The organism is Massilia sp. CT11-108 (assembly GCF_047302915.1).
In the GTDB taxonomy this organism is placed as follows: Bacteria; Pseudomonadota; Gammaproteobacteria; order Burkholderiales; family Burkholderiaceae_D; genus Telluria; species Telluria orientalis.
On record NZ_JBKYMO010000118.1, the window covers coordinates 1 to 13,349 of the forward strand.

Annotated in this window: 13 protein-coding genes and 1 pseudogene; 7 read left to right on the forward strand and 7 right to left on the reverse strand. The window is 62.0% G+C overall.

Going from position 1 to position 13,349, the window contains the following annotated elements:
- From ACEN88_RS12090 to ACEN88_RS12115, 6 genes are all read right to left on the reverse strand, one after another.
- Positions 1–319 (reverse strand): type VI secretion system baseplate subunit TssF (locus tag ACEN88_RS12090; RefSeq protein ID WP_413339863.1); only part of this gene is annotated, 319 nt, incomplete at its 3' end.
- 1 nt (position 320) lies between these two features.
- Positions 321–815, reverse strand: a complete 495-nt coding sequence (tssE, locus tag ACEN88_RS12095) for a type VI secretion system baseplate subunit TssE (protein WP_413339864.1) — start codon at positions 813–815, stop codon at positions 321–323.
- A gap of 15 nt (positions 816–830) precedes the next feature.
- The gene (locus ACEN88_RS12100; protein ID WP_056125847.1) at positions 831–1,325 is read right to left on the reverse strand and encodes an Hcp family type VI secretion system effector; all 495 of its coding nucleotides are present in this window, start codon (positions 1,323–1,325) and stop codon (positions 831–833) included.
- A 50-nt stretch (positions 1,326–1,375) separates the two neighbouring features.
- Positions 1,376–2,863 (reverse strand): type VI secretion system contractile sheath large subunit, encoded by a 1,488-nt coding sequence (tssC, locus tag ACEN88_RS12105; RefSeq protein WP_413339866.1) that lies wholly within the window; start codon positions 2,861–2,863, stop codon positions 1,376–1,378.
- 2 nt (positions 2,864–2,865) lie between these two features.
- The gene (gene tssB / locus ACEN88_RS12110) at positions 2,866–3,369 is read right to left on the reverse strand and encodes a type VI secretion system contractile sheath small subunit (protein WP_413339867.1); all 504 of its coding nucleotides are present in this window, start codon (positions 3,367–3,369) and stop codon (positions 2,866–2,868) included.
- 27 nt (positions 3,370–3,396) lie between these two features.
- Positions 3,397–4,005: a tetratricopeptide repeat protein gene (locus ACEN88_RS12115; protein ID WP_413339868.1), complete on the reverse strand. Its 609-nt coding sequence runs from the start codon at positions 4,003–4,005 to the stop codon at positions 3,397–3,399.
- A 322-nt stretch (positions 4,006–4,327) separates the two neighbouring features.
- Between ACEN88_RS12115 and tssK the strand changes: the two genes are divergently transcribed.
- The 7 genes from tssK (at position 4,328) to ACEN88_RS12150 (ending at position 12,953) form a co-directional block, all read left to right on the forward strand.
- Entirely contained in the window at positions 4,328–5,677 is a 1,350-nt protein-coding gene (gene tssK, locus ACEN88_RS12120) for a type VI secretion system baseplate subunit TssK (RefSeq protein WP_413339870.1), read from the forward strand.
- A gap of 16 nt (positions 5,678–5,693) precedes the next feature.
- Positions 5,694–6,446: a type IVB secretion system protein IcmH/DotU gene (gene icmH, locus ACEN88_RS12125; RefSeq protein ID WP_413339872.1), complete on the forward strand. Its 753-nt coding sequence runs from the start codon at positions 5,694–5,696 to the stop codon at positions 6,444–6,446.
- Positions 6,447–6,471: 25 nt separating this feature from the next.
- Positions 6,472–9,210: a type VI secretion system Vgr family protein gene (locus ACEN88_RS12130; RefSeq protein WP_413339873.1), complete on the forward strand. Its 2,739-nt coding sequence runs from the start codon at positions 6,472–6,474 to the stop codon at positions 9,208–9,210.
- Positions 9,211–9,304: 94 nt separating this feature from the next.
- A complete protein-coding gene (locus ACEN88_RS12135) occupies positions 9,305–10,450 on the forward strand; it encodes a hypothetical protein (RefSeq protein ID WP_413339875.1) in 1,146 nt (381 codons plus the stop codon).
- Positions 10,450–12,216: a TIGR02594 family protein gene (locus tag ACEN88_RS12140; RefSeq protein ID WP_413339876.1), complete on the forward strand. Its 1,767-nt coding sequence runs from the start codon at positions 10,450–10,452 to the stop codon at positions 12,214–12,216. The genes ACEN88_RS12135 and ACEN88_RS12140 overlap by 1 nt, the downstream gene beginning before the upstream one ends.
- A 12-nt stretch (positions 12,217–12,228) precedes the next feature.
- Positions 12,229–12,678 (forward strand): hypothetical protein, encoded by a 450-nt coding sequence (locus tag ACEN88_RS12145; RefSeq protein ID WP_413339878.1) that lies wholly within the window; start codon positions 12,229–12,231, stop codon positions 12,676–12,678.
- Between the two features lie 5 nt (positions 12,679–12,683).
- Positions 12,684–12,953, forward strand: a complete 270-nt coding sequence (locus tag ACEN88_RS12150) for a PAAR domain-containing protein (RefSeq protein WP_413339880.1) — start codon at positions 12,684–12,686, stop codon at positions 12,951–12,953.
- 56 nt (positions 12,954–13,009) lie between these two features.
- On the opposite strand, the pseudogene ACEN88_RS12155 reads toward ACEN88_RS12150, so the two are convergent.
- A pseudogene (locus ACEN88_RS12155) lies at positions 13,010–13,349 on the reverse strand (galactose-1-epimerase); the annotation flags it as partial.

The following is a 13,349-nucleotide window of genomic DNA, read 5'->3' on the forward strand; positions in this document are numbered from 1 at the left end:
GCGAGATCCCGCGCGGCACGCAGCTCGCAACGCGCCCCGTGCGCGCGATCGAGCACGATGGGAACGGGCGCAGGTAGTGCGGGTACAGGACGTCGAGCAGCGCTTCGGTGAATTCGGGGTAGTCGTCGTCGAGGCGCTTGGCGATGCGGGAATTCAGCAGCGCGAACGATTCGATCATGCGTTCGATGTGCGGGTCTTCGCACACTTCGCCGCCGATGAGCAGCTTGCCGGCGATCCTGGGGTAGCGCTCGGAGAATTCGCGCGAATGGCGGCGCAGGAAACCGAGCTCCTGCTCGTAATACGGTAATAACTGGTCCAACTCAGGCTCCCGGCGCCGCCGCACGGCGGGCCTTGCTGATGGTGTAATGCTGGCTGGAGGGCTGCAGCACGGCGTCGAAGTTCACCGGCTCGTGCGCCGCGCTCACGACCATCAGCGCGGTGATCGAAAAATTCAGGCGGTTCACGGCATCGTCGCGCAGTTCGAGGCGGGCCTGCACGTTGCGCAGGCGCGGTTCGTGGCGCGCGATCGCCGCTTCCAGGCTACGGCAGATGAAGGCGCGATCGTCGGTGCTCGACAGCGACAGGCCCGCGAAATCGTGCAGGCCGTACGCGACGATGGAACGCGCGCATTCGGGAAAGCGCCGGAATGCCTCTTCCGGCATCACGGCGCGGGTATTCAGCAGCGCCTCCAGGTCGCGCGCCACCGAATCCTTCATTTCCTCGAGCGAGACGCGCGGCACGGTGCCCGTCTGGGCCTGGCCGGGACGGTCGATCAGGCGATCGAACAACCCCGGCATGAATCCTTTGGCGGACATCGTGCCGGCGCGCTATCAGGCCGCGATCTTGTTGGCCGACAGGTCCCAGCCGCCCGACGTGTTACCGCCCGTGCCGCCGTTGACCTTCTGCTGGGTGTACTTCCATTTCACCTTGGAGTACTTGATCGACACGTCTTCGGTCAGGATGTTGCCCTGCTCGACGGACGGCGAGACGCTGGAGATCAGGACGTTTTCCAGTTCGATCTCGAAGTACTTGACGCGCTCGCCCTGGCCGTCCGCACGCAGGAACTCGAACTTCGCTTTCGGGATGGTCTTGCCCGACGAGCAGGTCTGCAGCAGGATCGGGGTGGCCAGGTCGGCCAGCTTCGAGACGACGATGTCCTTGTGCTCGGTGCGCTCGGCGGTGTGGCCGCCGCCGGTCGACGCGGTGGCCGATTTCGGTTGCAGGACTTCCCACTGGACGCTCTTGACTTCGATCCAGTCCTTGTGTGCGGTGTCGGCGGATTCGCCTTTGATACCGTCGATTTGCAGGTAGACGTCGATTGCCATGTTGTGTTTTTCCTTTCAGTTCAGTTGATACGGGGGGACTACAAAGTTGATCAGGTGGCCGATGCCGGCAGTTCCGCGACGAGGCGCAGCGATACGGACAGTTCGTCGAGCTGGAAGTGCGGACGCAGGAACGAGACGGCCCGGTAGACGCCCGGACGGCCCGGCACTTCCTGCACCTGAACGCTCGCTTCGCGCAGCGGGAACTGCGCCTTCTGTTCCTGGCTCGCGTTGTCGTCGAGCAGGACGTACTGCGTGAGCCAGCGGTTCAGGAAGTCCTCGACGTTGGCCGCGGCGGCGAAGCTGCCGATCTTGTCGCGCATCATGGCCTTCATGTAGTGGGCGATGCGCGAGACGGCGAAGATGTATTGCAGCTGGGCCGACAGCACGGCATTCGCGTTGGCGGCGTCGCTCGCGTACTTGCGCGCCTTCTGCGCCGACTGCGCGCCGAAGAAGGCCGCGTAGTCCGTGTTCTTGCAATGCACGAGCGAGATGAAACCGAGGTCCGACAGCTCTTTTTCGCGGCGGTCGGTAATGGCGATCTCGGTCGGGCATTTCAGCGCGATCTCGCCTTCATCCGTCTTGAACGTGTGGGTCGGCAGGTTTTCCACGAGGCCGCCGCCTTCCACGCCGCGGATCGCCGCGCACCAGCCGTAGTCCTCGAACGCGCCCGTCAGCTTGGTGCCGAACGCGTAGGCCGCGTTGCACCACAGGTATTTGTGGTGGTCGGTGCCGTCCACGTCCTCGACGTAGTTGAAGCCTTCGGTGGTGGCGCCGTCGGCCGGGTTGTACGGCAGGCGGCCGAGGAAGCGCGGCAAGGTGAGGCCCACGTAGCGCGCGTCTTCCGATTCGCGGAACGCCTTCCATTTCGCGTATTCGACGGTGTCGAAGATCTTCGACAGGTCGCGCGGCTTGCCGAGATCCGAATAGCTTTCGAGGCCGAACAGCTCGGGCGACGCGGCCGTGATGAACGGCGCGTGCGCGGCCGCCGCCACGTGCGACATCTGCTCGATGAAGTACATGTCTTCCGGCTGGCGGGTGATCTCGAAGTCGCCCAGCAGCGCCCCGAACGGCGCGCCGCCGAAGGTGCCGAATTCTTCTTCGTAAACCTTGCGGAACATGGTGCTCTGGTCGAACTCGATGGCGCTCTGGAAGTCCTTCACCAGTTCGCGCTTGGTCGCGTTGAGCATCTTGACCTTCAGGTTCGGGCCCGTCGCCGTGTTGTTGACGAGGTAGTTCAGGCCCGTCCAGCTGGATTCCAGCTTCTGGAATTCCGGCGCGTGCATCACCGCCGACAGCTGCGCGGAGATCAGGCGGTCCAGCTCCGCCACGCGGGCGTCGATGGTGGCGGCCAGGTTGTCGGACACGACCACCGTGCCGTCCATGACCTGGTTGACCAGTTCCGCGATCAGGTCGCGGGCGCGCGCATGTTCGGCGCTGGATTTCGCCACCTTGCTCTGCTCGACGATCTGGTCGAGCAGGTCGGCCTCGGGTGCGAGGGGAGTGTCGGCCGCGAGGGCCGCGTTCTGGAGTGCGGACATGATCACTCTTTCGTCGTCGGCTGGCCCAGCTTGGCCAGGGTTTCGGTGCTGTTCAACACGTCGTTGAGCAGGTCTTCGAGCTTGTCGTTACCGGCCAGCTTGTTGCGCAGGTCGGCCAGCTTCGTGCGGGCCTCGAGCAGCTTACGCAGCGGCTCGACCTGGTTCACGACAGCCTCGGGACGGAAGTCGTCCATCGAGCGGAACGTCAGGTCGACGGCGAACTGGCCGCCCTCGCCCGTGAGTTCGTTGTTCACGCGGTACGTGGCGCGGGGTTCGACGCCCTTCATGACTTCGTCGAAGTTGTCGCGGTCGATGCCGACGAAGCTGCGCTCCTTCAGGCGTTTTTGCGGGACTTCGGAATTCCCGCCGAAATCGCCGACGACGCCGACGACCAGCGGCAGCTCCTTGTTCTCGATCGCATCGCCGATCTCGACGTCGTACGTCATTTGCACGCGCGGCGGGCGGACTTTCTGCAGTTTTTTCTGCACACTGGAATTTCTGGACATGGGATTCCCCTGTGGTTGTTTCGGACGTTATTTCAGTGCGCCGAACGGATCGGCACCGGACGCGCCGGCGGCGACGGCGTGTTTCGCCTTCGGCCTGGCGCGGCCCTTCGCGGCGGCTTTCGCCGGCGGCGCGGCCTGCACGGGCGGCGGCACGAGGATCTGCTCGCCGAGGCTCTCGCGCAGCAGCTTGGCCAGGTCCTGCGACTCCGTCTTGATCGAGCCGGACAGGTTGTTCTGGCGGCTCAGGTCGGCCAGGGCGCGCGTCGACAGGCGCAGGCCGCTGATGGCGATGATGCTGTTCGCCAGGCGGTCGTTCGGATCGCGCACCAGCACTTCCTGGGCGCTGACGATCGCTTCGCCGTACTGGCCGGCGTCGTAGCGGGTCTGGGCGATGCTGGACCACGGCGCCTTGTCGGCCGGGTAGGCGGCGGCCGCCTCCTTCCACAGCGTGACCGCGTCTTCCTTGCGGCCGGCGGTGCTGGCCTCGGTGGCCTTGGCCAGCAGCTCGTCCATCGTGGGCACGGGCGGCTTCTCGGCCAGTTCCGGCTTCGTCGTCGCGCAAGCGGAAAGAAGGAGGGCGCAGGCGGCGGCGCCAACGAAACGGCTCAAGCGGCCAACGGGAAATGCAGGGGTCATGCGGGTCCTCGCAAAAGGGTGAACTAAGTGATGCCTTGGTATTAACTTTGTAAAACTTTTTTTATAGTATCAGAATTATATTATTGATCAACCTCAATTTTATTTACAATCGTACGCGGGTCAGTGACGAGTGAAATGCTCACCAATTTCCACTATTTCCCATTGATTTTCCTTGTAACCTGACGGCATCTGACGTTATGCCAAAGAAATATCACGAATTATCACAAAGAAAATTTGTGTCATAATCGTGCGCTAAATTTCCGTAAGAAATGTTACTGTTCTGCCATTTTCATTTTCAGCAGCGCCAGGGGATAACCAACGCATGAGCGGCAAAATCTTATGGGGCGAAGGACTGTTCCTCCGCCCCCAGCATTTCCAGCAACAGGACCAGTACCACGAGGATCGGCTGCACCGCACGGCGGGCCTGCTGCACCCGTATGCCTGGGGCGTCGTCGCGGTCCAGGTCGACCGCGACGCGCTGGCCAACGACGCGCTGCGCCTGCTCGAACTGTCGGTGCGTTTTCCCGACGGCGAGCTGTATTCCGCGCCGGGCGGCGACGACCTGCCGGACGCCGTCGACCTGAGCCAGCTGCCGCAATCCGTGCAGACGGTGACGTGGCACGCCGCCCTGCCCGGCTTCAAGCCATACGGCGCGAATTTCAGCGGGCACCGGACCGACGGCGACGGCACGCACACCGCGCGTTTCGCGCAGCTGGACCGCGACACGCCGGACCTGTACACGCAGGCCGCGAGCGCGCAGCTGACGTACCTGCGCAAGACGGTGCGCCTCGTGTCGGATGGGGAGCCGCTGGACGCCTACGTGCACGTGCCCGTGCTGCGGCTGCGCCGCGCGGCCACCGGCGGCTTCGAGCTCGATGGGTCGTTCGTGCCGCCCAGCCTGACGATCAGGAGCGCGCCGCTGCTGTTCCTGCAGCTGCGCCGGCTGCTGGATGCGCTGCAGGCGAAGGTCAGTGCGCTGTACGGCCACCACCGCGAACCGAGCCGGCACGTGATCGAATTCCGCTCGGGCGACATGTCGTCGTTCTGGCTGCTGCACACGGCCAGCACGGCGTGCGCGAACCTGTCGCACTACTTCCACAATCCGGCGCTGCATCCGGAACGGCTGTACGAACAACTGCTGTCGCTGGCGGGCAGCCTGATGACGTTCTCGAAGAGCTGGACCCTGGCCGACCTGCCGCCGTACCAGCACGCCGACCCCGGCCCCGCGTTCGCGACGCTGCACCAGATCATCCGCGAACTGCTCGACACCGTGATCTCGTCGCGCTACTTCGCCATCGCGCTGCGCGAAGTGAAACCGTCGTACTGGCATGGCATGCTGGACTCGGAAAAGATCGACGACAAGACGACGTTCTACCTGGCCGTGTCCGGCGACATGGCGGCCAGCGAACTGGTGGACGTGGTGCCGCTGCGGCTGAAGATCGGCGCGCCGGACGACGTGGAAAAATTCGTGCTGTCCGCGATGCCCGGCGTGCGCCTCGTGCACGCGCCGCAGGTGCCGGCCGCCGTGCCGGTGCGGCCGGACGCCGTCTACTTCGCCATCGAAGCGAAAGGCCAGATGTACGAGCGCATGCTGCAGGCGCAGTCGATCTCGATCTACGTCCCCGGCAGCATGGCGGACGTGAAGCCCGACCTCGTCGCCGTGACCTCCTGAACCCGAGAGACCTTCCATGACCACCGCAACCGCACCTTCCCTCATGGCCGCCGGCACCCCGCCGGCGCCGCAGACGCTGCTGGACCTGATGTACGACGGCTTCTACGCCCTGTTCATGCTCAAGAACGGCAACGGCCCGCAGGACGACGCCGCGTTCGCGCGCAAGATGACGCAATTCCTCGACGACTTCGGGCGCAACGCGCGCAAGCACAACGCGTCGCCGGACGACGTCGACGCCGCGAAATACGCGTTCTGCGCCGCGGTCGACGAGATCATCCTGCGCTCGCACTTCACGATCCGCGACGCGTGGGAGCGCCGCCCGCTGCAGCTGCAGCTGTTCGGCGACCAGCTCGCGGGCGAGCACTTCTTCGAACGCCTGGAACAGCTGCGCGCGCGCGGCAGCGCCCACGTGGAAGCGCTCGAAGTCTTCCACATGTGCCTCCTGCTCGGCTTCCAGGGCCGCTACATCCTGGAGGGGACGGAAAAGCTGAACTACCTGACGTCGCGCCTGGGCGACGAGATCGCGCACATGAAGGGCAAGCGCGGCGGCTTCGCGCCGCACGCGGAACGTCCCGACCAGATCCGCCACAAGCTGCGCAGCGACCTGCCGCTGTGGGTGCTGTACTCGGTGTTCGGCCTGATCTGCGTGCTGGGCTACGTGGGACTGCGCACGTCGCTCGGGCACACGAGCGAGGCGCGCATGAATGCGTACAGCGACGTCGTCAAGATGGCGCCGCGGGCGGCGAATCTGACAATCACGCTGCCTTGACATCGATATTTTTCACTCGTCTTCGATGCTGTCCCTTCAAGATCTTATAGCGCTTCGCCAGACCAATCGCATTCTCCGCCTGTCGTTTCCCCACGACGATGGCCCGTCGGCCCAATTGGTACCCCAGCGCCTTCATGCGAAGGAAGCCCTGTCGCGCGACTTCGAATATACGGTGGAGCTGCTGTCCGACGACGCGTCCCTGGCACTGAAAGACTTGATGGGCTGCCTGGTATGCGTCGAACTCGTGCGCGACGACGGATCGCTGCGCTATTTCAGCGGGCATGTATTCGCATTCCGTCTTGTACGCACCGATGGGGCAATTTCGTTTTATGAAGCCGTGCTGGCACCGTGGCTAGCGTACCTGAAGCTGCGTAAAGATAACCATCTTTTCCACGGTAAAACGCTACGCCAGCAAACGGAAGATGTCTTTGCCGATTACGGTGCCCTCCCATCATGGGACTTCCGCGTTGCAGGCGAAGATCCGCCGATGACCGATGCCTGTCAATTCGACGAGAGCGACCACAACTACCTCCACAGGCGCTGGGAAGCCGCCGGCTGGAGCTATTGGTACGAGCACGATGCGTCAGGACACAAACTAGTGCTCTGCGATGATACGACGGCCGTATCGCCAATTGACTTGGCGTCGGCAGTACCGTTCCAGCGTCATGGCGGGGCCATTGAGGAAGACGGCATCGGCGAATGGTCGCCCGCGCGCCGGCTTGTCGGTAGTGCAGCGGCCGTCACCGGATTCGACTTCAAAGACCCAGTGCCGAAGCACGCGCAGGTGCCCACACTCAACCAACAAGGCAACGTACAGCCCGTAGAATCGTACGAATACGCAGGCGCATACCCGTTCCCGGACCGCCTACACGCCGATCGCACCGCACGGCTGCGAATGGAAGAAGTCGAAGCTGGTGGCAAACAATTCACTGGCAAAGGAAATTGCCGACGACTGCAGCCAGGCCGCTGGTTCGAGTTGACTGGCCACTTCGACGACCTGCACGACAGCGACCGTAATATTTTTCTCGTCGTCGACGTCGTGCATGAAGCTTCAAATAACTACCTGCATGCACAAGGCGACAGCCCTGCGTCGCCGGACTACCACAACCGTGTTCGTTGCCTGCGCCGGACGATCCCGTGGCGTCCCGGGCGCGGCTACAACAGCGTCGATACGCGCATTACCGCTCCGCAGACGGCCACTGTGGTGGGGCCGAATGGTCCGGACAGCGTTCACACCGACGAATACGGACGCATTCGCGTGCAATTCCACTGGGATCGGATTGGCAATGGCGACGAACACAGCTCGGCTTGGATCCGCGTGGCGAGTCCCTGGAGCGGCGGCGAACTCGGTGTGGTCGCAGTGCCCCGTGTAGGGTCGGAAGTCATCGTTCAATGGCTTGGGGGATCACCTGACCGTCCCATCGTGACCGGTACCGTGTTCAATGAGACACACATGCCGCCATGGTCGCTGCCGGCACAGCACGCGCTGACTGGCCTGCGCAGCCGGGAACTTGCGCCGCACGGCGGAAATGCGCCGGGCGGCCGTAGCAATCACTTGATCCTGGACGATACCCACGAGCGGATCCAGGCACAGATCAAGAGCGACCATGCGCATAGTCAGCTCGCGCTCGGCCATATCACACGCATTGAGGACAATACCGGCCGTAAGGACGTTCGCGGGGAAGGCTTCGAGCTGGCCACCGAAGCATGGGGGGCCATACGTGCTGGCAAAGGCTTGCTTGTGACAACGGAACTCCGGCGTCAGGCTGCGGGGCATACGAAAGACATGGGCGAAACTGTCGCGCGCCTGAGCGACGGCGTGGCGTTACACCAGCAACTAGCGGAGGACGCCGCTTGCCAACAAGCGCAGACAAGCGGCGCCGACCAGAGCGAAGTAGCTGCTGCGCTGCGCACCCAGCGCGATACGATTCGCGGCGGCGGCGTGCAAGACGAGTTCACTGCGCCCCACTTGGTCCTGTCGAGCCCTGCCGGCATCGCGGCCAGCACGCCAGCAAGCACGCATCTGCAAAGTGGCGAGCACGTGGCAACGACGGCGGGCGGCTACATTACGCTGGCTGCCGGCAAGAGCTTTTTTGCCAGTGTAGCCGGAAAGATCAGTTTGTTTGCCGCCAAGGCCGGCGTGAAGCTGTTCGCTGCGCGGGGCAAGGTCGAGATCCAAGCCCAGAGCGACAACATCGAAATGATCGCCGAGCAGGTGCTGAAATTGATCAGTACTAAAGCAAGCATCGAAATTACGGCGGCGAAGGAGATTCTTCTAAATGCCGGCGGCAGCTATGTGCGCATCAATGGTCAAGGTATCGAACACGGCACGGGCGGCACTTGGGTTGCACACGCTGGCCAACACAAGTTCGAGGGGCCGAGAAATCTGGCCGCCGTTCATCAGACCGAGTTCGAACGTGCGCAACCCAAAAAGTTCAGCCAACAGGTGTTCGTCGATCCGGCTCTTTGGGATCTGCCGTCCGGCGCGCGCACGCTGAAGTACACGTTTCTGTCACCTACCGGTCAGGCTCTTGGCAGTGGCACTCTCGATGGCGAAGGCAAATCGAAACCGTTGTTCACGGAAAGCAGCGAGCCCACGAAGGTCACCATCGACGTCAACAGCGGCAAGTGGGAGCAACTGGTGTTCGACCGGCCGCCAGGTGTCAACGTTCCCGACGGTGCGCCTGAAGTCGTGTTCGACTACGATCATCAACCGGAGGACGAGGCGGCAATCGAAGGGCCTGATGACACGATGACGGCGTGACCAAGCGCCGGCCTTCGACGCACATCGGTGCGATCGTCAAGCTCGACGGGCACGTACTCACCGACGATATTCGAACCAAACCTTAGCAATGAAAATGAATCCCACTTTCAACAACATCGCCTGTTTTCTGGCGCTGGTCGGCGCGAACCTTATGACTGCGTACGCGACCAGCGCGGCACCGGTCCGGATCGCGTTGTCCGTGAACGGCAAGTCATTCCATACGTATGATATGGCGTTCTCTTCGGACGGCAACCAAGTATGCGTTACCGGCAAAGATATCAATGAAATGGGCACGTCGGCGCCCCACCTCATCCTGGTAGATCGGGCGCGTCAGGCAACATTGTGGCAACACATGATTGATCTTCCCGAAAGCGTGGCAACCGCGTATCCCGTCCAGTGCCTCATCGGGAAAGACCGCGTGTACCTGCTGACCAATGACGATACGAGTCTTTCGCCACCTCAATCGACATCGAGCACCTACCTGTATGCATTCGACCTGCACGGCAACCGGCTGGCTTCGATGCGGCTTGCGGTTCCGGGCAAGAGCCAGTATGGGTACACAATGGCTGAATCATCGGACGGCGTAACAGTCGCCGGCTACACGATGGATGCCGACGAGAGGAATGAACAATACGGGACGTTCACGCTTTTCATGGACACGCGGCTGCAGACACGGGGTATCCCTCTGCAACGCCGGAACGGGGCCTTTGCATCGCCATTCAGTGCACGCCTGGTAGAGGACAGCCTATATATCACCGGGACTTTTTTCCCCTCCACGGTACCGACTGACTCGTTAGGCAGCTTCAAGGCTTCGCGTGTGAAGGTGAACGGCGGCTATGTATGGAGTACAACGGTCGCGCATGTCGAGGATGTAGACGTGCGCTTCGCCGTCGCCGCGGACGGAACGACCTATGCGTTAAGCGTTGGCGCCGACTCCACAACATTGTCAACGATCGGTCCGGACGGTAAAGCGCGCGCGCCGTCGACCCAACGCGGCACGTATTGCTCGGTCGGTTCGCTCGCCCGGTATGGTGATGGCGTGGCCGCAGTCCTCAAGCCCTGCAAAGGAAAACCGAACCAGCTCGTCACGATACCCCCTCCAACCGGCAAACAGCCGTTCGTGAAAGCATTTCCGGACGAGCCGTTATACGTCGCGACCAAAGACGCACTGTGGGGCGTGCTTTCGCGCGACACGAAAGGCAAGACTTACCTGACCACGGGCGTTTACGGGGAATTGTAATGGCCTACACATACGACGATAAAATCGAGTTCGCGGCAAGCCTGTATTGTCCGGCACGCATCTACGCCGAACGTACCGGATGCTCGTGGGAATTGATCATCGCCCAGGCTGCCCTCGAGACGGGATGGGGCTCGAAGTGCTTGCCGGGATCGAACAATATCTACAATATCAAGGCAGATCCTGGTTGGCACGGTCCCAAGAAAACGTACAACGTCCCGGAAATCATTAATGGGAAAAAGGTCTGGGTCGATGCCGAATTTCGCGTGTACTCCTCCTATTCGGAGGCCCTGGAAGACAGGATGCGTTTCCTCGAGAAGAACCCGCGCTACCGTGATTTGATGAAACCCGGTATCAAGGGTGATTACGAAAAGGAGGCGCACCAGTTGGTGAAATCGCATTACGCCACCGATCCGAAATATGACGAGCAGCTCATCACCATCATCCGAGGACCAACATTCAGACGCGCGGTTGCGCGCGCCAAAACGCGGGGTTGCGGACCACTGCTGCCGGCTATCGACGTTCTGGTACTCGACGGCGCAAAGGTCGCCATTGCGCAAGCCAGACTCGTGGTCGAATTGGACGACAAGAAGGCTGAAGCTATTACCGACGCCAGCGGGCGCCTTGTCATTCGCCACAAACTGCCGTGCGGGGATCTCCACATCAAGGTATTCGACAGGCTCAAAGAAAAATGGATTTCGCTGGAGCCACTAGCAACGACAACTACGGAAAACGGACAAAGCGTTACGCTCATTGCGCCCGACTTCACCGTTCAGACCAGCACCCGCGAGCACGAAAAACAGAAGCCGCAGCAACTGCGGCCTGCCCCAGCGCAAGCTATGGAAACGGCGGCAGGCAAAGCACCTACGTCGTCAACCAACGGCCCGCCGCCACGCTATAAGATGCACAAAGTTGAAAAGGGGCAAAGCTTGGCAAAGATCGCCGCGCTCCACGGCGTACGCTACCAAGCCATCGCGAAGGCCAATGGCATTACCTCGCCGTTCATCATTCGCCCGGACCAGATTCTGAAAATCCCCGACCTGCATGCGGTAACCGTTGAAGGCGAACACCAGGGCCATACAACGTCTAAGGCGTCGAGCCCATCCTCGCCCCCGGCAACGGGGAGTGGCCTGCCCGTTGCTGCCCTGGGAAAGATTCTGGCGGATGGCCGTAACGAATTGCATACGTTGTACCTGCGCAACGCGCGGGCCCATCCCCAGACGGATCTAATGCAGGTCAGCCGCGCTCCGTGGATGGTGGCGGCGCACAACGAATTCAAGAAGGGCGTGTACCGTCGTTCCGGCGAGGACAATAACGACCCGCGTATCCTGGAATATTTCAAAGCAACACCAAAGGTCGGCAAGCACGCCGCCTCGATCGACGAGACACCGTACTGCGCAGCGTTCGTCAACTGGTGCTTGGGGCAGGCCGGTTTCAAGGGTAACGGTAACGCATGGGCCGCAGCATTTAAGGCTTGGGGACGTCCAACCCGTGACAATAAGCCTGCACTTGGCGCGGTAGCCGTGGTCCGCTTCCCGGGAGGGCAACACCACGTTACTTTCGTCGCGGGCTTGGGTGCCCGCGGCAGACTGATCGCGACCTTGGGCGGCAACCAGGGAAACAATCACGGAGTTACTCACGGACATTGCTCTACGGATAACGTTATCGCCTTCCGCTACCCGGCCGATTATCCCGACTACGACGATGACTACGTCCTGCACGACGTAGCGGGCGAAAACGTACCGATGACGGCCGCATCCACTCACTGACCGGGTCGATACATGAAAAGATTACTATATTTTGCCTTCATGCTGTACTCCTGCGGGGCCGCAGCCTTTGACGGCACGCCCACATTCTCGAAGACAGTCGCTGGTGTTGGACATACGCTGACCTTGAGTCACTGGACATTGAACACGAAAGGCATTCCGTCGTTCGAATACGTCTACGTGCAACACACAACATCGTGCCAGTTCCGACTGGCCGGGCGCGTCGATGGCATTACCGAAGAACGCGACGGCAAGACAATGCTGGAAGTCTACAATCCACAAAACGATGACGGCGGCGCGGCGACGCAGGTCATAATGTTCTTCGACGATACGGTGACCATCACGCTACCGTATCAAGGCCACCTGCGCGACGTTGGCATTAGCGGCACGCTAACTGCGGCCCAACGCGCTCAGGTTTGCACTCGACCGAAAAACAACAAGCTGTCGATCGAGTTCCGTAAATAACTGCCATGCCACAAAAAACCATCATACGCGTCGGCGACAGGACATCCCACGGTGGCACCGTACTGGAAGGCCATCCTCTCGTCACGTCGTTGGGCAAGCCGGTTTCTGGTGTCGGTCATCGCGTCAGTTGTCCTCGGTGTGGCGGCAACCCGGTGATCGCCGAAGGGACCAACTTCGTTAACATGTTCGGCGTACACGTGGCGGTAGATGGCATGAAAACGTCCTGTGGGGCAATTCTCATCGGTAGCGCGCAGGCGCAGACTGCCGAAGGCTAATGACGTTCTTCCATGCGACCGGTGTAATTCGTGGAAGCACTCAACGAACGACAGGGTTACCCCTGCAACGACAACCGGTAAACGGTCGTCTGCCGGTACACCTGCCCCGGATGCAGCATCACGCGCGGCCACGCCGCGCTCATGAGGCCGGGGCGCGCGTGGGCTTCGACACGGAACGCGTCCAGGCGCGGCAGGCCCGCGCCGCTGCTGAAGCGCACGGCCGCCTCGGTCGTGTGCAGCTGGAGGCGGCGCCCGGAGGCCGGGTCGAACACCCGGGCCACTTCGCGCAACTGCCCCTGGCCGCCGGCGAAGTGGTTGCGGACGCAGAAGCAGTGATCGAAGCCGCCGGCGCGCTGCAGCTGGGTGTCGGTCCAGTGCAGGCGCGGGCCGACACCC